Annotated in this window: 19 protein-coding genes; 5 read left to right on the forward strand and 14 right to left on the reverse strand. The window is 45.4% G+C overall.

The window, feature by feature from the left end; translation table 11 throughout:
* Window positions 1–136: 136 nt before the first annotated feature.
* The 6 genes from LEP1GSC047_RS20355 to LEP1GSC047_RS20380 form a co-directional block, all read right to left on the reverse strand.
* Entirely contained in the window at window positions 137–1636 is a 1500-nt protein-coding gene (locus LEP1GSC047_RS20355; protein ID WP_039935620.1) for a polyamine aminopropyltransferase, read from the reverse strand.
* Window position 1637: 1 nt separating this feature from the next.
* On the reverse strand, window positions 1638–1835 hold the full coding sequence (locus LEP1GSC047_RS20360; protein WP_010415379.1) for a hypothetical protein: 198 nt from the start codon (window positions 1833–1835) through the stop codon (window positions 1638–1640).
* 9 nt (window positions 1836–1844) lie between these two features.
* A complete protein-coding gene (locus LEP1GSC047_RS20365) occupies window positions 1845–3818 on the reverse strand; it encodes a DUF4178 domain-containing protein (protein WP_010415376.1) in 1974 nt (657 codons plus the stop codon).
* Window positions 3819–3905: 87 nt separating this feature from the next.
* Window positions 3906–4757 carry an adhesin OmpL37 family surface protein gene (locus LEP1GSC047_RS20370; RefSeq protein ID WP_010415374.1) on the reverse strand — a complete coding sequence of 284 codons (852 nt, stop codon included), beginning with the start codon at window positions 4755–4757 and terminating at the stop codon, window positions 3906–3908.
* A 118-nt stretch (window positions 4758–4875) separates the two neighbouring features.
* The gene (locus LEP1GSC047_RS20375) at window positions 4876–7143 is read right to left on the reverse strand and encodes a heavy metal translocating P-type ATPase (protein ID WP_010415370.1); all 2268 of its coding nucleotides are present in this window, start codon (window positions 7141–7143) and stop codon (window positions 4876–4878) included.
* A gap of 103 nt (window positions 7144–7246) precedes the next feature.
* On the reverse strand, window positions 7247–7453 hold the full coding sequence (locus LEP1GSC047_RS20380; protein ID WP_010415367.1) for a heavy-metal-associated domain-containing protein: 207 nt from the start codon (window positions 7451–7453) through the stop codon (window positions 7247–7249).
* 170 nt (window positions 7454–7623) lie between these two features.
* On the opposite strand from LEP1GSC047_RS20380, the gene cueR reads away from it, so the two are divergent.
* The gene (cueR, locus tag LEP1GSC047_RS20385) at window positions 7624–8010 is read left to right on the forward strand and encodes a Cu(I)-responsive transcriptional regulator (protein WP_010415365.1); all 387 of its coding nucleotides are present in this window, start codon (window positions 7624–7626) and stop codon (window positions 8008–8010) included.
* Between the two features lie 159 nt (window positions 8011–8169).
* Here the strand turns inward: cueR and LEP1GSC047_RS20390 are convergent, their stop codons facing one another.
* The 5 genes from LEP1GSC047_RS20390 to LEP1GSC047_RS20410 form a co-directional block, all read right to left on the reverse strand.
* Window positions 8170–8553 (reverse strand): PilZ domain-containing protein, encoded by a 384-nt coding sequence (locus LEP1GSC047_RS20390; protein WP_010415363.1) that lies wholly within the window; start codon window positions 8551–8553, stop codon window positions 8170–8172.
* Between the two features lie 7 nt (window positions 8554–8560).
* On the reverse strand, window positions 8561–9307 hold the full coding sequence (locus tag LEP1GSC047_RS20395; RefSeq protein ID WP_010415360.1) for an NRDE family protein: 747 nt from the start codon (window positions 9305–9307) through the stop codon (window positions 8561–8563).
* 3 nt (window positions 9308–9310) lie between these two features.
* Window positions 9311–11080, reverse strand: coding sequence for a fibronectin-binding adhesin Lsa66 (lsa66, locus tag LEP1GSC047_RS20400; protein ID WP_010415358.1), 1770 nt, complete (start codon window positions 11078–11080; stop codon window positions 9311–9313).
* A 109-nt stretch (window positions 11081–11189) separates the two neighbouring features.
* Complete coding sequence (locus LEP1GSC047_RS20405; RefSeq protein WP_020988974.1) at window positions 11190–11744, reverse strand: NUDIX hydrolase; 555 nt, start codon at window positions 11742–11744, stop codon at window positions 11190–11192.
* Window positions 11741–13588, reverse strand: a complete 1848-nt coding sequence (locus LEP1GSC047_RS20410; RefSeq protein ID WP_010415353.1) for a carbon starvation CstA family protein — start codon at window positions 13586–13588, stop codon at window positions 11741–11743. The genes LEP1GSC047_RS20405 and LEP1GSC047_RS20410 overlap by 4 nt, the downstream gene beginning before the upstream one ends.
* Window positions 13589–13692: 104 nt before the next feature.
* Here LEP1GSC047_RS20410 and LEP1GSC047_RS20415 point away from each other — a divergent pair, with 104 nt between their 5' ends.
* Window positions 13693–14601 carry a J domain-containing protein gene (locus LEP1GSC047_RS20415; protein WP_010415350.1) on the forward strand — a complete coding sequence of 303 codons (909 nt, stop codon included), beginning with the start codon at window positions 13693–13695 and terminating at the stop codon, window positions 14599–14601.
* A 31-nt stretch (window positions 14602–14632) separates the two neighbouring features.
* Here the strand turns inward: LEP1GSC047_RS20415 and LEP1GSC047_RS20420 are convergent, their stop codons facing one another.
* Window positions 14633–15094: a YHS domain-containing (seleno)protein gene (locus LEP1GSC047_RS20420; protein WP_010415347.1), complete on the reverse strand. Its 462-nt coding sequence runs from the start codon at window positions 15092–15094 to the stop codon at window positions 14633–14635.
* Between the two features lie 282 nt (window positions 15095–15376).
* Here LEP1GSC047_RS20420 and bufB point away from each other — a divergent pair, with 282 nt between their 5' ends.
* Together bufB and LEP1GSC047_RS20430 are read left to right on the forward strand one after the other, a co-directional pair.
* Window positions 15377–16225 carry an MNIO family bufferin maturase gene (gene bufB, locus LEP1GSC047_RS20425; RefSeq protein ID WP_010415344.1) on the forward strand — a complete coding sequence of 283 codons (849 nt, stop codon included), beginning with the start codon at window positions 15377–15379 and terminating at the stop codon, window positions 16223–16225.
* On the forward strand, window positions 16222–16980 hold the full coding sequence (locus LEP1GSC047_RS20430) for an HvfC/BufC N-terminal domain-containing protein (protein WP_010415341.1): 759 nt from the start codon (window positions 16222–16224) through the stop codon (window positions 16978–16980). Before bufB ends, LEP1GSC047_RS20430 begins: the two co-directional genes overlap by 4 nt.
* Here LEP1GSC047_RS20430 and bufA2 read toward each other — a convergent pair.
* Window positions 16967–17224, reverse strand: coding sequence for a BufA2 family periplasmic bufferin-type metallophore (bufA2, locus tag LEP1GSC047_RS20435; protein WP_020987682.1), 258 nt, complete (start codon window positions 17222–17224; stop codon window positions 16967–16969). The two genes, LEP1GSC047_RS20430 and bufA2, sit on opposite strands and share 14 nt — an antisense overlap.
* Before the next feature lie 237 nt (window positions 17225–17461).
* On the reverse strand, window positions 17462–18049 hold the full coding sequence (locus tag LEP1GSC047_RS20440) for a YceI family protein (protein ID WP_020989010.1): 588 nt from the start codon (window positions 18047–18049) through the stop codon (window positions 17462–17464).
* Window positions 18050–18301: 252 nt separating this feature from the next.
* On the opposite strand from LEP1GSC047_RS20440, the gene LEP1GSC047_RS20445 reads away from it, so the two are divergent.
* Window positions 18302–19861: an LA_3751/LA_3752 family putative glycosyltransferase gene (locus tag LEP1GSC047_RS20445; protein WP_020989139.1), complete on the forward strand. Its 1560-nt coding sequence runs from the start codon at window positions 18302–18304 to the stop codon at window positions 19859–19861.
* Window positions 19862–19877 lie beyond the last annotated feature (16 nt).

A 19877-nucleotide genomic window follows, 5' to 3' on the forward strand; every position in this document is an offset into this window, starting at 1 on the left:
AACGATGCGGAGGGTGCGAAGCAGTCGCAGCGTTTGCGGATAACGGTTTATGTTAATAGAAAGAGTCGCTGAGACCGTAGCGAACGCGGAGCCCGGAGCAGCGTGACCCGAACGAAGAGAGGGGACCGCCCAAAATTCAATCCAACAATCGATTCCATTCCTGGTCGTAATATCGAACCAAGGATTGATTGTCCAGTCGGTTAGTTTCCACCGGAAGGCGGGACATGTCCTCCGGAAAGTCCGAAAGAGTTTCCAATTCCGTAATATTTAAGAAACGTAATTCTTTCGGAAGATCCCGTTTATAATCCGGTAATTGCCGTGTCCCCGCTAAGACGAATCCCCATTCGCCGAAGGAGGGAACGTAGACGTGTAAGGGCCTTGTTTTGAACCCGGACTCTCGCAGGGTCGCTTCAATGCACCAAAACGACATTCTTGCAAATAACGGAGAAGTGGACTGAATTTCGACGATCGACAGCGGATTCAATCTTCGTTTTAAACTTTTATAAAATGCGGTGGTATATAATTTTCCGATGGAAAAATTGCTAGGATCCGGAAAGTCGATTAAAACCACGTCGAAAGTTTCGCCCGATTCCTCCAGCCAAAGGAAAGCATCCGCATTTTGTATTTTCACTCTCGGATCGGTAAGGCTGGAACGGTTGATTTGGGTTAATAATGATTGTTGTGCGAAAAGCTTGGTCATTTCCGGATCCAGATCGACCAACGTCACATTTTGCACGTTAGGATACTTTAGAATTTCGCGTACTGCGAGACCGTCACCTCCTCCTAGCACGAGAATTCTCTTCGGGTTGGGGTGCGACAACATGGCCGGATGCACTAAAACTTCGTGATATCTGTATTCGTCTCTCGAGCTAAATTGCAAATGCCCGTTTAAAAAAAGTCTAAGTTCGCTTTTGTATCGAGTCACTATGATCTTTTGAAAACGAGTCTGTTTCGAGTAAACGATTTCATCGGTGTAAAGATTCTCCTCGCTATAAGTGGTAATGGATTCCGCAAAGGCTAATCCCAGGGACAAGAACGTTAGGACGATTACGGATTTGCTTCGCAACAGATTCTTTTCCCTTTCCGATAGGGGAAGCATCCAGGTTCCCCATAGAGCGGTTCCGGCATTTAGAATTCCGAAGAAAAAGGAAGTCCTTACCATTCCTAATTTGGGGGCAAAGAAAATCGGAAAGGCCAAGGATGCGAGGAGGGCGCCCGCATAATCCAGGCTCAAGACCTTGGAGACTAAATCCCGGAAACCGAGTTTCTTTTGCAGAATGCGAAGCAGCAAAGGAATTTCCATGCCGACTAGAATTCCCACTACGACCACGATCGCGAAGAGAGGGATTTGAAAGATTCGAGTATGTCCAAAGCTTAGGAATAGCAATGCGGCGCTCGATCCGCCTAATAATCCTAAGGCGAGTTCGACTTCGAGAAATTTGGGCACAAGGTCGTTCAAAAGATACCGGGAGAGCCAGCTTCCGATACCCATGGAAAATAAATAAACACCGATGACTAGGGAGAACTGAGTGACCGTTTCTCCGAGGAGGTAACTTGCGACGGTCCCGGCTAAAAGTTCGTAAACGAGACCGCAAGAAGAAAGGATTAATACGGAAACTAATAGCGCCCGTTGCAGATTATTTTCCTCCGGAATACGTCGAGAACCAATTATAATGAGATCGATAGATACCCGGATTTTGTCTTACCGTCTTAGGAACCTTCGAAATAGTTTCGTATTCGGTAGAAGCTCCACCAGTTCGATACTGGGAATAAAATCCGAAGGCCATCGATGCGGCGAATAAGGGGTAAAGTAAGCCTTTTAAAAAATTCGACATAAACTCTTTTTAACCTCTTCGGCTTTCGAAGGAGTAACTTCGAAAGAAGGTATATATTAAGGGAATCCAAAGTAGAATTCCGAAGATGAAGAAAGGTGCCGGACTCATCACGTCTCGAATCACTTTCACTTTATAGTTGGCTCCCGCCCCGTAACGAAAGTCCGATTGAGTTTCTAAGCGTAAGTAGTAATGTCCGGGTGGAATTTCCGCCAGAGACTTCGAATCCGACTTGGAACCTTCCGACCAGGATTCTCCGTCGTCTACTCCGTGATAGTAGCTGGTTTCGACGGAAGTATCATAAGCGGTATCGGTATCGGCATCGATTAACGCCAGCGAGAAATACATATATTTATTATCTAGATCCGGCGCTTCCAGTTGGATTTCGACGTTATCAGAAGGGTTTCCGGGAATTTCAAAAACATCCGTGACGAAGGAGTTATCCTTATAGTTCGGAGATCCGATATCGGTTCCGGGTACGGACGTTTGGGTATAATGGAAGGTACCTTCGAACACGGTCAGGTTCTTTGATTTTAAACAACCATATACTTGAAGTAAGAAGAAGGCGGTCGTTAGCACGGCTGCTACGAGCAAATTCCGTTTCAACCGGATCTTAAACGGATTCGGTTGGCAAGCACCGATATCCTCAGGGCGCTGCAATTTAGACGCGACCTCGAGAGGCACAGCGGCTTTCATTTCATCGAACGGAACAAAAGTCCCTTTTGACCAAAAAATTTCGCGATCCGTTCTTTCGGAAGAAAGCATGTACGGAGGAGAGGTAAAATCCTCTATTTCCGCTTTTTCTCCCGCTTGGACTCTCCAGTAGAATTCACCGAGTGCAAGATCGGTATTAGAATCGGATCTTCCGTACCAACTATATTTTTCCTTGCCGAAAATTCTTTTTAATCCCGGAGCCCATTTAGGAATTCCAAGTAAAGGTTCAAAATAGGTCCAGTTTAGGTTGTTTTCGTTTAACCAAGCATACCCGCCGGGGTAATGGAGCAGGTAATCGGTCCATTCGAATGTCTCCCCATCTTCTTCGGTGGATTTTCGAAGAATTCCCAGTACCTTCGATTCCGGGTGATTCGGTAACTTGATAGGAGTTCCTAGAGGTAAGAAAATTCCTTCTTTAGAAACGTTCTCGAATTTTGCGATGACTTTCAAATCGTCCCGCTCGGTGTCCATTACGGTTCCGCAATATTCGCATGCAATCGATTTGGAAAAATCGGGTCTGAGTTGACTGAGGGAAGCCCCGCATCCGACGCATTGTATGGAACGAGCTTGGATTTGTCCCGCGCCGTACGCGATCGCATTCTCTTTTAGATTTCTGAGATGAAGCTCTTCCAGCGTAGCGGAATCCCCAAGGAAAAAGAGGGGCGGATTTTCGGAATAGTCGATCGTTGCGAAGCGACCTTCTTCATTCGCTAGATCCAACAAGACCGCCGTATATCCTGTTTCGAATCCGATAGGGAGTTCCCCTTCTCCTCCTACACATTCGGCAGTCATGATTTCTTTTAGAGTCCAGGTTCCGTCGAGATTGAACGTATCACCCGGAGTTAATCGGTCTTTTTTTCCTCCTGCCTCGTATACTAGGATGGGATCTTCTTTTTCGGGAGCCGGTATCTGAGGAAAACGATCCGGTTGGATTTTAGAATCCAATTTCGTATAAAAATATGTTCCTTGTGCTTCCCCGATCCAAGCGGTATTTCCACCGTCTTCTGCAACGTACCATTCATTCCAGAATCCGAGATCGAATTTTAGCTGAATTCTGCCTAGGACCCGAAAGTTCTTATTTTGAAACGTTCCTTCGGTTCCGATTTGGATAAGAGTATTATCATCCGCTAACTCTCCGGACGTTCCGATTTTTTCGAGTTTTACGTCGTTTTTTAGCGAGAGAGTCCTGCAACTCGAGCAAATTGCGTATACGGACGCTTTATTAACGAATGGTACGGGGGCTCCGCAATTGGGACAAGTTAGTTCCGGCACAAAGGAAGGAAATACCGTTACGAAGACTCGTTGTCAATCCTGGTTTTGTTTCGATGAAAAGAAATTTCCAATTAAGTCGAGCCGTTTTTAGGGAGTTAGGCTTCGTTTTGCCTGACGACGTTGGCGATTTAAGCCCGGATCGATTTCACCCAATGATTTTTCGAGTTCTTGCAAGGCCGGAGTCTCCCAGGTGGCTTCGTAGAGATTTTCGGAGTCGAAAATCATGAAATTATTATCGAAGTGAATTCGGGAATATTGATCCGCTTTCGAGAACATCGCTCGATTGATCTCATTATAAACTTCTTCGAATTCGTGGGATTGCAAATCGGGCTGGAAATCGGACAAAAACTTGAGGGAAAGCAACACCATATACTTACGGGATTGCTTCAATAACTTTAAGGATTCGTAAAGATATTGGGTTTTGATACCGGGCAGATAAGGTCTAGTATTATCGGCGATCGTCTTCTTAATCCCCGCCGCTCCTAATTCCCTGTACCCGATTTCCAACTGATGAGTCGCCTCGGCATCCTTTGTTCGAAGGGCGTATTTCGCCAAATGGTCCAACTCTCGTCGTACCTGAAATCGATACTTCTCCACTGCGCCGGAATATAGAACGACTAAAAGTCGCTGCGTTTGTCTCATTTCGTCGTAGGAATGGGGAAGATCGAATTGAAGATAAAGGGTAAGGGTTTCGATATGATGCTGGATGCAACGACGGTACAATGCCTTATCGTCCGCGCTTCCGAAGTTCGAGACCGTACTATTGATCGCCCTGAGATGGAATTCGTTTTCCTTCAATCCGTGTTCGACTCGAAGTAATGCGGTTGCCCGATTGCTGTCTATATCGGCTTCGATCCCGTCCATCGGAATGCCGAGCAAAATCGGTAATCCGAATAAAATTAAGCCAAGTCGAAACTTGTTTGCGGGGAAGCCTAGCATACTCTAATTTTCGGTTTTTAAGGGGGGTGAAATTGACCTCGGGGCTCGATAAGAACTAGTTCACGAATTTCATCCTTATGTCCGATTCGACGTAGAACTATCGGCCGGAATTCGTCTTTTATTTTCTTTTTAAACGTAAGGCGTTGCCCACGACCGAAACGGAACTAAACGCCATCGCGGCGCCGGCGATCCAAGGCGCTAGGTAGCCGGCTGCAGCGATCGGAATACCGAATGCATTGTATGCCAAGGCCCAAAATAAATTCTCCCTGATATTGCGCACCGTCGCTCTGCTGATCCGTATCGCATCCGCCAATCTTCTCAGATCGCCTTTTACGAGCACCACTCCGGCGGTTTCCATAGCGATATCGGTTCCGTTTCCCATTGCGAAACCGACTTCCGCCTTTGCCAGGGCTGGTGCGTCGTTGATTCCGTCTCCTGCCATTCCGACTTTTTTCCCGGTCGATTGAATACTTCCTATAACATCAGATTTTTCTTTTGGATGTAAAGATGCACGGACTTCGGTAATACCGAGTTTGGACGCGATACTTTCCGCTGTAAGTTTATGATCTCCCGTTAAGAGCACTAATTCCAAACCCAGGTGATTGAGTTCATCGACGGCTTCTTTCGTGGTGTCTTTCAATTTATCTTGAAGGGAAAGGATTATCCAGGAAGGATTAACTCCCTCCACTTTTCCCCAAACCACCGTTTTTCCTTCGGCTTCCCAGGCTTTGCTTTGGGTGACCAATTTAAGAGGGAGGTCCTCGATATTGGAAGAAAGGAATTCCGCCTTACCTACCATTACGGATTCTTCCTTGATACGAGCCCGCAGCCCTCCTCCCGGCTCTGCTCGAAGGTCGGTCGGAAGTTCTATGTGCAGCCCTTTTTCTTTTCCATATTCTACGATTGCCTTGGCCAATGGATGTTCCGAAGCGGATTCGGCCGAAGCGATTTTCCGCAAAATCTCCGATTCCCCGATTCCGGTCGTGAGAATTCCGTCAACTGCAGGTCTCCCTTCGGTTAACGTACCGGTTTTGTCGAATGCGAGTACTTCCAAGGTCGCTGCAGTTTCGAGGGCTTCGGCATTTCTAAATAAGATTCCCTGGCTGGCGGCTTTTCCGGTACCAACGAGAAGGGAAACGGGAGTCGCAAGACCCAAAGCACAAGGACAAGCAATTACGAGAACTGCAATCGATTTCTCTAATGCACTTCCCAAGATTCCGGGTTCCAACAAAAAATACCAGAGAATAAAATCCAAGATCGCGATGAGAACCACCGATGGAACGAAAACCGAAGAGATTTTGTCCGCGACTCTTTGAATCGGTGCTCTTGACGCTTGCGCGTCTTCGACGGTCCGAATAATGGAAGAAAGAAGCGTATCCGACCCCACTTTATCCGCTCGGACGATCAACGCACCGTTGCCATTGATCGTCCCGCCCATGACCTGAGATCCCGGGTATTTTTCGACAGGGAGACTTTCTCCCGTTAACATCGATTCATCGACGGCGCTGGATCCGGAAAGCACGATTCCATCGGTGGGCATTCTTTCTCCGGGGCGTATATGAATCTCGTCACCCGGATTCAGATACTCGGAAGGAACTTCGATCCATTCTTCCCCTTTCCGTATTCTCGCGATTTCAGGCTTTAATGCCAGTAAGGATTGTATCGCTTGCGAACTTCTACCTTTGGCAACTGCCTCCATCCATTTTCCCCCTAGTAAAAACGTGAGCAATACCGCGGACGTTTCGTAATACAAAGGCGGAACCATCGAATGAGCCGAGTGATCATCCGTTATAAGAAAAAACGGATTTCCGTTCGCAATTCCGGTAACAAAACTGATCGTTAAACTATACCCGAAAGCCGCAGTCGTTCCGAGAGCCACTAGCACATCCATATTCGCGGCGCCGTTTCTTAAGGCTCGGAAGGCGCCTCGATAAAAAGGAAATCCGATCCAAAATTGGACCGGAGCGGCAAAAACGAATTGAACCCAGGGATTCATAAGTAATCCGGGCAGAGGAAGGAATGAGAGAAACTCGAAATGAGAGACCATCGAATAAAGTAAGGGAAGCGAGAAAAAAGTAGATAATAAAAATCTAATTTTTAAGGAATTGATCTCGTGTTGATGGGTTTTGGTTACTTCGGCGGAATTCTTGTCGGTATGCTCGGAGGCTTTATATCCGAGTGACTCGACTTTTGCGAGCAGTTCTAAAGTCGTAGTTTCGGGGTTATGACGCACGAAAGCGGTCTCTCTCGCAAAATTGACTCTCGCTTCCGATACGCCCGGTATTTTGGACAGGCCTTTCTCGATTCGCAAAGCGCAGTTCGCGCATGTCATGCCGAATAAATCGAGCGTGACTTCTTCCATACCTTGAGTTTTATTTGCTGTCATGTTAATTATAATTTCCCTTAAACGAATACAACTGTGAGAGTATCGTCACGTTTTAAGAGCTTACTATGCGACGTTACGGAACATTCGGTTTCGTCTTTGCAATTTAAATATTCTTAATGGACAAAAGAGTATACCCTTCTTCCCGAATCGCATTCGAAAGGTCGGCTTCGGTGGAAGCACTTTCTATTTTAGCGATGCCCGTTTTTAGGTCGATTTCGATCTTCGCTTTCGGATCCATTTTCTGAATCGCTTTTTTTATCGTGGACATGCAATGATCGCAGGTCATTCCGTCTATCTTTAGTTCTCTCATTCGAGTTTTCTCCTCTATCGCTACGGCAAAGTTTAAAGCTTACCGCCGTGGGAAGGTCAATAGGCTAAACCAAAAAAAGATAAAAAAAAGAAAAAAAGTAACTTTTCTTCAATCCTTCCCATTATTGGAATGTTTTACGATTAAAAGAATTCTTAATTCGGATATAAATTATGAACATCGGCGAGCTGTCTAAACTTACCGCGATCAGCGCAAAATTAATCAGACATTACGAATCTACCGGACTCATTCCAAAAGCCTATCGAACCGAATCGGGGTATAGAATCTACGGAGAAAACGACGTTCACACCTTGAGATTCATCAAGCGTGCCCGGGGGTTAGGTTTTTCTTTGAAGGAGATTAAACAGCTTTTAGGGTTATGGAGAAATAAATCCAGAGCCAGCGCTCAGGTGAAAGCGCTAGCAGTGTCCCATGTAAAGGAAATGGAGGAAAAAATCGCAGAATTAGAAGGGATGTGCGCTACTTTACGTCACCTATCCAAACATTGTCATGGGGATAGTCGACCGGATTGCCCGATCCTAGAGGAACTAGGCGGTTGATCAGAGGACTGAAGACAGAAGCTACACGACGTTCGAAAGGTTACGGAAGTAGAGGAAGAATTTACGATGACACAAGAAACTTTTTCTAGAAGGTGGAAACTCCACTCACCAATGTTCCGTCCTCAGTTGCGATTCAGGGCCCGATCGCTCCGGAATTGATTAGGCTAAGGGTTTCTTGTCCTTATCGAAAAACTTTTTATGAATCAAATCTTGAATCAGATCCCGATCCTCATCCAAAAGATTTACGAAGATAACATTGGCTTTTTTTCCGGAGACTCGGATCACTTCTGATTCCAGTTCCATGTTCTTACCGTTGATGGGAGCAAAGAGAAAGATTCGATCTCCTTCGAAAACGGAAGTTCTCGTTTCTAAACCGGCTCCTCCCGTTCCGATATCCACTAGGTGGGCCGGAAATCGCTGAGACTTCCCTTTGACCGAAAAGTCGGCATCGATCGTGATTTTGACGCGAGCGTTCTTCCTCTTTTGTTGAGAGGGGTCCCGATACTCGTATTTATCGTCGAAAAGAGAATGCGTGCCCGCCATAGGACAATCATAGAGAGGTTCGGAATTCAGTCAAAGTGAAATTGAATTCCTCTTCAGGGCCTTCTTCGCAAGGTTGGATCGGCTTATAAAACGAGTTAACTTGTTCGTTTTCGACAACAAAAATAGTTCTAGATACCGTCGTCGCATCCCTTCTATGCATGCATGGAGAAAGCGCTCCTTTTTCCGGTAGGTGCGAGGAGAGGAAATTTTTTGCCAAAGAAACGAAGTCCATCCCGTCGGGCAATGCCGACGGTAAAAAATGTTTTTCGAAGATGTCCCGTCTTACTACCTGAGCTTTCGGGCCTTGCGTGAAAGAGCTGCCGAACACCGTATAGATGCCCTTATCTTTTTCGTTTTCATACGTTTGGCCGTCCCAAATAAAAATATCGGTTTCGTCTCTTCGAATCCGGAATAATTTAAAAGGATAGTACTGTTCGAGTTCCGAAACGGAATAGGACTCCGGAATGCGTTCTTTCAAAAGAATAGAACGCACTAAAAGACCCCTGCTAGTGGGATTGCGCAGAAGTTTTAAGGCGGCTTCGTAGTAATTCAAAAGACAGATGATCTCTCCGTCTTGGGAAATTCCGATCCAAGTCCCGCCCGCATCTCCGTCTATGGGTGCAATTGCCTTTGCCGAAGGAGATTCCAATAAAACCGGAGACAGGGAAGGCTTCCGTTTTACGGATTCGTCCCGGTTGAATCCAAGCCCGTAAAGCTTGCGAGTCGGGTCCCGATAGATTAAGGCTGTGCACATTTATTATTTTCCCACGCTTAGAAAAAAATCGATTCGTTGGTTCCGGTCCATTTCATAAGTTCCGTTTCCGGGGATCAATGGAAGAGTTTCTCCGAATCCCCGAAATCGATACCTTCCGAATTCCGATTCTTTTCCAAAGAAGGAGCGATAGATTTTTCGGGCCTTCTCTTCCGAAAGTTTCAAATTATATTCATCGTCTCCATAGTGAGAGGTATGAAATTGAAGTTCGATTTTGTAACCGGGTAGCTTCGCTAGGATGGATTTTAGAGTCGAAGGGAGAGTCCACCAACGTTCTTCATAGAGGCGTTCCGGAATCGAAATCCTATAGCCTTCCTTCTCTTTTATAATCAAGATACCTGTTCTAAGATGACCCAGCTCCTCTTCGCCTTCTCTTCCGAAAAGATCTTTATAATGAAGGACGACTCGTAACGGTGCTAAGGAACCGATCCGCCTTCCTTGGTCGTCTTTTCCGGACCAGGATAGTCTTTCGGGAATAGCGTTTTGTCCCGACCATACTCGAACGATTCGTTCCTCTTTTTCATCATCTCCGAAGGATTCTAAAAGGGAGATTTTCCAATTTAGAATCGGCAATTTTTTTGAGCGAATCCGAATTTCCAGACTATCCTTATACCAGTCGTCGTCGGGAGTGACTCCGTTCGGGAAAACGTCGTAGGAAAATTTCGCCTTATCGTCGGATAACGTGAATTTCTTGGGGAAGCTCGAGAATTTATCGTAACGACTATAAATCGTTAAGCGAACGAAATATGCACCGGAGTTTAAAGGGCGATTTTCTTTATCCTTGGGTTCCCAGGTCCATTCGGCGGGCGGCTCACCCAGCCCTTTATGCGTATAGACTTGAGTCTCGTCGTCGCCTTTCCGTTTAAAAACCTCCCATTCGAACGAATCCGATTTTAATTTGGAGGAAATAAAAGCGGTAAATCGAATACGACTTAACGTAACGCTCGGATCAGTGGAGTAAAGTTCCGTGTCGGTATTGATATCGGCTCCGACCACTTCCGATCTAACGGAGAGATTGTCGATTCTGGTAAACGATTCATTGCCGGCCGGATCTCTCGCGGTTAGTTTGTAGGAATAGAGTCCCGCAGGAACCTGTTTTCCGGATGCGTCGGTTCCGTCCCAACTCAAGACAGAAGGGAGATCCCTCGTTCTCCAGCTATAGGATTTTATAGAGCGTCCTTGCGGGTCTAAAAATTCGCCCCAAAAAATATCGGCTGATTCTCCGACTCCCTTCTGCTGGATCTGTATCTTGGATAAATTTCTATCCTCGAAAAGAAGCAGTCGGTTTTTTGTTCCGATCTCCACTTTCGGGGGATGCGAATCCAAATATACGGTGGCTTCTTCGGAAAGAATTCTTTCTTGGTTGGAAGTTAATAATAATAGTTGATAAGTGTAGTAACCGTCCGGAACGGTATTACCGTTTTCATCTTCCCCGTTCCATTCTATATTTTCCGGGACTATCACGTCTTCCGGAGCGAATTCGTTTTCGTCCCACAGGAAAACGAAATCCTTTTTTCGAAGACGATTTGCCTCGAATTTGCGAACGGACTCTCCGGACGCATTTCGAATGGTAAGTTCCCAATCCTGCAATTTCGGTAGGGAAGAGGATTGAATTTTAAATCGGAGGGAATCGATCGAACCGTCCCGATTCGGAGAAAACGTAGTAGTTTCCGTGCTAATCAAAGAATTAGCGTGCAAAGCGGAGCTCAAAAAAAACCCGAAGATCAGCAAGCGCGGGATCAATTTGATGCACATGCTCCTAGAAAAATCCGGTTAGGAAAAATTGCACCGGTTTTTCGAATCTTTGAGAAGGATAGAAATATTCGATCTAACGCAATAAATCCGTCCTTTGGTTCTAAGAGCGTCAGTCAGTATTCTTTTTCTTTCGATCGGCGGATAAGGAACCTAGGTGAATTCCGCTTTCGGGAATTCCGTCTTCCTCGGTATATTTACGTAAGGCATACGTAACGGAAGCGAAAGCGATTTCCTCCCAAGGAATTTCATCGGGCGAGAATAATTTCACCTCCTCGGATTCGGGGCTTACGTCGAATTTTCCGTCTACGAGATTCGCCAGAAAAAACATATAAACCTGACTGATATGAGGAATGCTATAAACGGTATGCAATCGGAGAATTTGGATCTGTGCGTTTGCTTCCTCCGAAGTTTCCCGAGAGGCGCCGTCTTCTACGGTTTCTCGATTTTCCAGAAAGCCGGCAGGAAGAGTCCAGTACCCTTTTCTGGGTTCTATCGCTCTCTTGCATAAGAGAATTTTACCTTCCCAAATCGGTATGCTTCCTACGATCACCTTCGGATTTTGGTAATGAATCGTACCGCAGGTTTGGCATGTATACCGAGGAAGGCTATCTCCCTCGGGAATCCTCAATGTAACCGCGGAACCGCAAACGCTGCAAAATTTCATGTTCGAGAAAACCGCCTCCAGGCTAGGATTGCCTCCACGAGTAACCAGAGAGTGAGTAGGATTAAGGTTCCGCCCACCGCTGCGAGCAGGTAATTCGGAGTTTTATCGAATAGAAATTCGTGAAAGTTCGCGATCATCGCCCATAAAGTCGCAGTTAATACGAATAACATCGGAATAAACGAAACCCAAGTTTTTCGTTTCGAATATAATAAGTAAATCGTAACCACGAGTAAGGCCAAGCCCGCCAGCAATTGGTTCGTAGTCCCGAACAATTTCCAAAGAGCTAATCCGGCGGCTTTTTTCTTTCCTCCTTGTTCGACTTCCAGAAAGGCAAAAAAGGCGATGGCAAGACAGGCGATCGTGCTTGAAATATATCGATTTCCTAATATTTTTTTTATAAAATCGATTCCGGTGCTTTCGGCGATTTCTTCCACATTATAACGCAGCAAACGAGTGGCCGAGTCCAACGAAGTTAAGGCGAAACTTACCACGATCAATGCGATGAATCCTTGAGCGAATCCCTGATCGAATCCTAGCTGGGAAATGAATCTACCGGTTCCGTAAATATACGCTCCGACCTGAGGAGCTAAACCCTGAATTCCGGCCCATGATTTATAAAAGGAAGACCATTCTGCGGCGGAGGAAAAACCGATCGTGCATGCGACTACCGAGGTAAGACCGAGTAAGGATTCGCCGATCATTCCGCCGTAACCGATAGGTCTTGCATCCACTTCGCGATTCAATTGCTTAGCGGTCGTTCCGGAACTTACCAAGGCGTGAAATCCCGAGACGGCTCCGCAAGCGATCGTAATAAATACGAAGGGTATCAAATCCAAACCGATCGATTCCGAACGAACCGCATCCGCATTGAACGAGGTAAATTCTCCGAATATACTTCCCTTGAAGAAACCGAGATAGATAGCGATGATGCCGATATATAAAAGAAAGGAATTAATATAATCGCGACTTTGCAGTAGGAGCCAGATCGGCGTTACGGAAGCTAAAAATGCGTAGAACAAAAGCAGAATTTTCCAACTAGGAATACTCGGCGATCTCTCGGCGTCCCCAAGTCCGGTCCAGGAGAGAACGGATTCGTTCATTCCGATAATCATTACGATTAATGTAAGGATTACCGAGAGTATGGTAAGCGGCGCGAGTTTGAATCCTTTCTTAAAATGTAACCAACCCACCAATAGAGCCAGAAGCATGAGTCCAACTGTCGGAATAACGGCTTCCGGAAAATTACTTCTCAATTGAATCGGGGAGGCGCTCTCGATTCGAATTTCATCCGAATGAGCGTGAACCGAAGGAACCTTTTCTTCCTGAGCGGAAATCGTCGGCTTGGGATTAGGAGGGGTTATTTTTTTCCCCGCCGAGAACATTTCCGCAAGTACGATGACGAAAACACCCATGGCCAGAGCTACTAGGAAAAAAATAATTGCATGGAATAGACTTCTTGCACGCGGCCCTAATAAATCCTGCGCCACTTGTCCGATGGACTTCCCTTCGTTACGAACGGAAACGACTAAGGCTCCAAAATCATGAACGCATCCTATAAAGATCGCCCCAAAAACGACCCAGAGCATGGCAGGAAGCCATCCCCAAATCACCGCAACGGCCGGACCTAAAATGGGAGCCAGTCCCGCAATCGAGGCATAGTGGTGTCCGAACAGGATGGACGGTTTCGTAGGAAGGTAATCTACCCCGTCGTTGTATCTATGCGCCGGCGTATCTCCTGTCGTATCTTTTAGCCTGAAAACGGACCTGGAAAGATATCCGGAATAGAATTTATAGCCTAAAAAATATAGGAAGAAGCATCCGAGGACGGTAATAAGGGGTAGCATGGGGGAAAGGTCTTTCCTTACCCGGCACCGATCAAACCTTTTTTACCGGGAAAAGGATTGGACAATCAACCTCGAAGAAACAGGGTCTAATTTAGGGACCTGATGTGACGGCGAAAAGTTTCGATCAAGTGAAGTCCTCCATCGAGGATATACTTTTTGAAATCCAATCCTCTAGTACGGATTGCGAATGGTATATTTCCGCCGACAAATTAATCGAAATATTGGATATTCGGAGGGAGGATTACTATAAAATCCTCTACGGTCTTCGGGCCGACATGGCCTATTCTTCGAAAGGTGCCCAAGGCTTTCGGGAATCGAGGGCGGATATCCTGGTACTTCTCTTGGGTAAGATTCTAAAGATCGAAGGACTGGAGCACGAATTTGCAAAAGCCGGCGTTTATTTCGACGACGTTTATTTAGAGGAACTTCGAATCCATTTAAAAGAGATCGTAATCGCCAAATTGGACAAACACGATCTGGATAAAGATTTACTTTTACTCTTAATCTCCTCGACTAAGAGATTTGAAGACGCTTTCGATTCCTACTTCGACGATAAATTCGATCTGGGACGTTTAGTCGATAACGGAATTGCGGAATTTTTGGATCGAAAATCCATCCCGGCCGATTATGGCGCGGATGTCTTCCTTCGAAAATACTTTTACCAAATCTTAAATACCAAGGTTTTTCCTCTTCGGGAGTTCACGGCCGAATACAGGGATCGAGCTTATTACGAGATTTTCGGTCGCTTTCGAAAGGATGAACAAAAAAAGAAAAAAGCCAAAGCTCATAATCGTCGATCGCGGGTCGTCAATTCCTACGAAGAGGACGAGGAGACGCGCCGTCATCGGGATTTTTTAGGTTTGGCGGAGGATTACGATAGCGGGGATCTTAGAAAAAAATATAAGGAATTAATTAAGAAATACCATCCCGACGTGAACAAAGACGGTCTTGAAATGACCCAGAGGATCGTAGCTTCATATAACTATCTCGTCATGAAGGGAAGAAGCGAATGATCGCTTCTTCAGTAAATAAAGGATTTATAAATTACGGAATTTCCTTTTTCTTCGGAAGTTTAACCCATTGATCGTCCGCTTTCTTTATATTTCCCGGAATGTCCCGACTCCAGAATCCGTTTACTTTTTCGTTATAGTTCAGATATAGTTTTCCTTCCACGATTTTCCAAGCGTTCGGATCGATTTCATAAGTTTCACCATCCCGCATAGCGTACGCGCAATATCCGCCGTATTGGGGCGCGAAATTTTCGGGCTTTTTCTTAAATGCGTCCATGTTTTTGCGCGAGGAGAATTTCCATTTAGCCCCGTTCCAAGTGGTTTGGAATTTGTCATCCCCGGCGACAGCTTTGTTATCCGAAAAATAGGAAACCGGATCATAGCCGCGAATCGCGACTAAACCGTCGGCTTTGAATACCGGGTCGACCGCCTGCCTGGCGCTACAGGCAAGAACGAAAAGCAAAAGAGATGGAAAAAGAAAATACAACTTGTTCATGTAACCTAGTTCGTTTTAAATCGAAATAGGTTACAAGTCGAGAGAGTATCAGAAGACAGAGGTCAGAGGGCCGAAGACAGAAGTTGCTCGAAGTTAGAAATGCTACAGAGGACGGGAGACAGAACATTGATAAACGAAATTCCCACGTTCTAGAGGAAGATTCTTGCGTTATAGCGGATTCTTCCTCCTGCCCCAGGATTTCCAACATCGAGCAGCTTCTGTCTAGCGTGAGCGAAGCGAATGCATCTGTCTTCTGACCTCTGTCCTCAGGCCCCTGTAAATATGCCGAATCTGAAAAATAAGAATGAATCGCTCGGAGCATTGGGCATCGGTGTCGGTCTTCGCTCGGAGCATTATCCCTACTTACGGGAGAAAAAACCGGTTCGAATCTCTTGGTTCGAAGCCATTACCGAAAACTACATGGATTCGGAGGGAAAGCCTTTCGCGATGTTGGAAGAAGTTCGAAAGGATTTTCCAGTCGCGTTGCATGGCGTCTCCTTATCATTGTTAGGCGGTTCTTTTCCGAATCCGCGTTATATGAGCAAATGGAAGTCCCTAATAGAAAGAATCGATCCCGCGATCGTCTCCGATCATCTGTGCTGGACGGATCATGACGGCCAATATTTGCATGACCTACTCCCATTTCCGTTTACCGCCGGATTTCAAAAACTGGCCGTCGAGAGAATCGGAAAAATTCAAGAGTTTTTAGGAAGAAGAATCCTGATTGAAAACGTTTCGACATACGTACGATTCCGTTCGGACGAAATGACGGAATGGGAGTTCTTATCAGGCGTTCTGAAGGAGAGCGGCTGCGGCCTATTATTGGATTTAAATAACGTTTATGTAAATTCGTTTAATCACGGTTTTTCCGCGAACGAATTCTTGGAAAAAATTCCTTGGGATTCCGTAGGCCAAATTCATATCGCAGGGTTTACCGATACCGGAGATTTTTTGTTCGATACTCATTCAAAACCGGTGTCCAAAGCGGTTTGGGATCTAATGGCCGCATACGCTAAGAAGATTGAAGGCATTCCGATATTATTGGAATGGGACGCCGATATTCCCTCCTTTCCGGAATTGGAGATCGAGGCTTTAAGGGCCGCAGAATTCCTGTCGATTGGAACGATATGAAAGAAAATACTTTTCGGGAACTATTTGCCGGCTCGATCCTAAGTTCGAATTGGAAAACCCCCTTACGGCCGGAAATTCTTCCCGCGGCGCGATTAAATGACGTTTCGGCTTTGGAAATTTATTCTTCGGGATATATCGTAAGGTTAACCGAAGCGTTAGGCGAAATTTTCGAGACAGTCTGGAGAGTCTTGGGAGACGAGGAATTCTTTACTATTTCGGAAATCTTCCTTCACAGTAATCCTTCTATTTCGTATAATTTATCCGATTATGGGAAGGAGTTCCCCGCCTTCTTGGAGCGGAAATTTCCGAAAATCGGATTCCTAAGAGAATTGGCGGAGTTCGAATATTTGTTCGCTCAACTGTTTCACCGGCCGGCCGATTCAGCGATCGATCCGAAACGTTCATTGGAAGGAAAGGAGCCGGGAGATCTTCGTTTTGTCTTTTCCGATTCGGCAGTTTTCTTGAAAAACAATTTTCCCGTTTACGAACTATGGAAAAAAAGAAAGGAGGAGTCTTGCCGGATTCCCGAAGAAAAAAGCGCTGAATTTCTGTTATTAGGTAGAAAAGGACTGGATGTTCGAACGGAAGTTCTGGACGAATGGGGGTGGACTTTCGGTAAGCGGTTGCAGGAAAATAAAACCCTCCTGGAAGCAGTGGAACTGACCGGAATGCCTTCATCGGGTACTAAAGCCGTCACCGACTTTTTATCCACTTTGATCCAAGGAGGGTTCTTAAAGGATATTAAGATTTCTTAAAGGTTCCTTTTTTAGCGTCACAATCCTTTTTGGAAAGGGAGAGCCAGCCATGACCTTTACAGGAATTTTTACCGGCGCATGAATGTCCTTTACCGCCGCAATCTCCGGTTCCTTTGCAGGAATTAATTCCGTGACATTCCCCCTTCGAATCGTCCGATCCGGATTTATCCTCTGCGATGGCTCCGGTGGTCAATAAGCCCGTTAATGCCGCTCCGATCAATAAATGTTTAGCTAAGTCGTTCATTTGATTTCTCCTTTTGAAATCGGGAAGATCGTTCGTTCTTAGAAACGTCAACGCTTCCGTTAATCTTCTGTTAATTCGATTAGATGGAGAAATAGTTACAAGATAGTAAGGGCATGAAACGATAATTTCGGAAGGAACTCGTATTAGGACGAAAAAAAAGGTAGAGTCCCGCGGGATGGGACCGTCGAAGTGTAAAAAGCGGGAGCGAAAGCGATCCCGCTTTTATCATTCGATCTATTATTCCGGAATTGCTTCGCCTTCGATGCGAATAGCAACTTCTTCTCCGACTAACACTCCGCCGGTTTCGAGAGTTTTGTTCCAGGTCAGGCCGAAATCCTTTCTATTGATTTTGGTCTCGGCTTCAAATGCGAGATGGGTATTTCCCCACGGGTCTTTTGCAGAACCGCCATATTTCACATCGAGGACGACAGGTTTGGTGACGCCTTTGATCGTCAATTCTCCTGCGACTTTGGATACGCTCCCTTTTTTAACGGCAGCTTTCGTTGCCTTGAAGGTTATGGTAGAAAACTCGCCGGCGTCGAAGAAATCCTTCGCTTTCAAGTGCTTGTCGCGGTCGGCGTCATTCGTGGACACCGAAGCCACTTGGATCGTTACTTCCAATCCGGTTAAGCTGTTGGTTTTTTCGTCGAACGTAAATTTGCCGTTATATTCCTTGAATGTTCCGGGAACATTGGAGATGGCAAGGTGTTTGACTTTGAAGCCAACGGACGTATGAGCGTTGTCTAACTTAAAGTTTCCGGCTTGCGCGCTAGTAAAAGCGAAGGCTGCCAGCAACACTACGAGTAGAAAATTTTTTTTGTTCATGAGTAATTACCTAACTCAAATGGAGTTGTATTCGGATAGTTCAACTTGTAATAGTTTAAATTACAAGTATTTTTTTAAAAAATTCCCCGATCGGAATTTTTCCGAAAGTCCCGCACTTCGCTTAGCATTTTTTACCGTAATTGTCTTACTCTATCGGATTTTTGTGGATCAAGTCAATCCGCTCGACTATCTTGCCTTATCTGCTTGGTCGGTTTTCAATCTGCAGGATTGTCCGAACTACGAGAAATTTAAGTGCGCGATAAAAATCTAAAAGCATTTCTCGTTTTTGCCACCGCGTATCTGGGTTTATTGATTTGGCTCAAACCATGGAATGGATTCTTTTCCGATTCGTTATTAAAAATACATGAATCGTATTCTCTTGCCGCCTCCGGTTTTCATTCGGAATTACTTTTGTATCCGGGAAAAGCGATCGATCCGAATTACGAATTTTTTCTATGGCAGGGTATATTTACCTTTCGGTCCGAGGATGGACTTATAGGAGTTTTCCCGATTTTCCTGTCGGTACTATATCTTCCTCTGACAAGTTGGGGAGCCTTTTCGTTTATTCCTTTTTTCGGTGCGATATTTCATCTAGGGTCGGTATGGATCCTGCGAAATCATTGGAAATTATCCTGGTTTTGGATCGCATTTGCTTTCTTTGGAACTTACGTTTTTCTAATGGGGCCGGAAGCCTCGGAGCATCCGATCCTTTTATTTCTGCTTCTCTTAGGTATCACTCAATTTTTCAAATTCGAACGCCGAGGGATGATGTTCGCAGGTTTGTTTTTTGGCCTCGGAGTTTGGCTTCGTCCGGAGACTCTCGTTTTTTTTGTTTCGTTCTGGATTGCCGGTTGGATAAGTTTCGGAAAAAATTGGCTTCGAAGCTCTTTTTACTTTTCGCTCTCTTTTTCCTTACTCGTTTTCTTATTCTTCCTATTTAATTTTTGGGATTATCATCATATTTTCGGCCCCCGCGTTTCCGAAAATTTCAAGCCGGATCTTTCGGCCGAAAATACGGTTTTCAAGAGAGCCTGGGATATTCTTGTGGGATCATATGCGATGCCCGGTTTTTTACTCTATCTGCCCGTATCGGTGATCTTGTTCGGGGGAATTTTCTTTACCTGGTCGAAAATTACGCCCTTCGAAAAAATTCTGTTCTACACACTTTGCATTTTTATTCCGGCGATCGCGGTTCTATCACCGAATAACGGGATCTCCAATTGGGGGCCTAGGTACCTTGGGTTATCCTTATTCCCATTCACGATACTTTTATCGAGAGTATGGGCGGTCTCGGACTGGAAGATCATCCGCGTATCGGGTATTTTGAACGGAATCGGTATGCTTCTGATACTTTATTCTTTTCTAATGAGTATAGCGGGAATTTTGATTTATCGAAGCAGCGTTCGCCAGATTCACGAAACACGCTCGGTGGCCGAAAAGGGACATCCGGACGTACTGATCTATTCGGATGGAGTTCTTTGTAATTCGATCGGCACCGAGTTTTTTAAAAAAGTCGTATTTTGCTCCCAAAAAGGAATTTCCGATCAGAGAATCGAAAGGCTATTAAACGATATATCCGGATCTTACAAGGGTAAACGACTGGGCTTTATTTCCTATGGAGAAAAAGCCTACGAGATGGCGATGGGCTCGCAAAAGAAAGAGCTAGACCCCAATATCCGAACGTATCTTTCCGCCGTGCTTGCCGAAAAACGAAATAGGGACTTTTGGCTGGATTCTTTTAAAACGAGATTCGGGCAGGAAACCCTGGAATCGAGGAAAATATGGGAATATAGGGAATATATAATTAAATGAGAATTCTCTATATTAA

Source organism: Leptospira inadai serovar Lyme str. 10 (genome assembly GCF_000243675.2).
Lineage (GTDB): Bacteria > Spirochaetota > Leptospiria > Leptospirales > Leptospiraceae > Leptospira_B > Leptospira_B inadai.

Bases quoted from the DNA above. Each gene is read 5' to 3' on its own strand.
- LEP1GSC047_RS20360 (WP_010415379.1), bottom strand. From the start codon at position 1,835: ATGTCGAATTTTTTAAAAGGCTTACTTTACCCCTTATTCGCCGCATCG.
- LEP1GSC047_RS20370 (WP_010415374.1), bottom strand. From the start codon at position 4,757: ATGCTAGGCTTCCCCGCAAACAAGTTTCGACTTGGCTTAATTTTATTC.
- LEP1GSC047_RS20375 (WP_010415370.1), bottom strand. From the start codon at position 7,143: ATGACAGCAAATAAAACTCAAGGTATGGAAGAAGTCACGCTCGATTTA.
- LEP1GSC047_RS20380 (WP_010415367.1), bottom strand. From the start codon at position 7,453: ATGAGAGAACTAAAGATAGACGGAATGACCTGCGATCATTGCATGTCC.
- cueR (WP_010415365.1), top strand. From the start codon at position 7,624: ATGAACATCGGCGAGCTGTCTAAACTTACCGCGATCAGCGCAAAATTA.
- LEP1GSC047_RS20390 (WP_010415363.1), bottom strand. From the start codon at position 8,553: ATGGCGGGCACGCATTCTCTTTTCGACGATAAATACGAGTATCGGGAC.
- LEP1GSC047_RS20395 (WP_010415360.1), bottom strand. From the start codon at position 9,307: ATGTGCACAGCCTTAATCTATCGGGACCCGACTCGCAAGCTTTACGGG.
- lsa66 (WP_010415358.1), bottom strand. From the start codon at position 11,080: ATGTGCATCAAATTGATCCCGCGCTTGCTGATCTTCGGGTTTTTTTTG.
- LEP1GSC047_RS20405 (WP_020988974.1), bottom strand. From the start codon at position 11,744: ATGAAATTTTGCAGCGTTTGCGGTTCCGCGGTTACATTGAGGATTCCC.
- LEP1GSC047_RS20410 (WP_010415353.1), bottom strand. From the start codon at position 13,588: ATGCTACCCCTTATTACCGTCCTCGGATGCTTCTTCCTATATTTTTTA.
- LEP1GSC047_RS20420 (WP_010415347.1), bottom strand. From the start codon at position 15,094: ATGAACAAGTTGTATTTTCTTTTTCCATCTCTTTTGCTTTTCGTTCTT.
- bufB (WP_010415344.1), top strand. From the start codon at position 15,377: ATGCCGAATCTGAAAAATAAGAATGAATCGCTCGGAGCATTGGGCATC.
- LEP1GSC047_RS20430 (WP_010415341.1), top strand. From the start codon at position 16,222: ATGAAAGAAAATACTTTTCGGGAACTATTTGCCGGCTCGATCCTAAGT.
- bufA2 (WP_020987682.1), bottom strand. From the start codon at position 17,224: ATGAACGACTTAGCTAAACATTTATTGATCGGAGCGGCATTAACGGGC.
- LEP1GSC047_RS20440 (WP_020989010.1), bottom strand. From the start codon at position 18,049: ATGAACAAAAAAAATTTTCTACTCGTAGTGTTGCTGGCAGCCTTCGCT.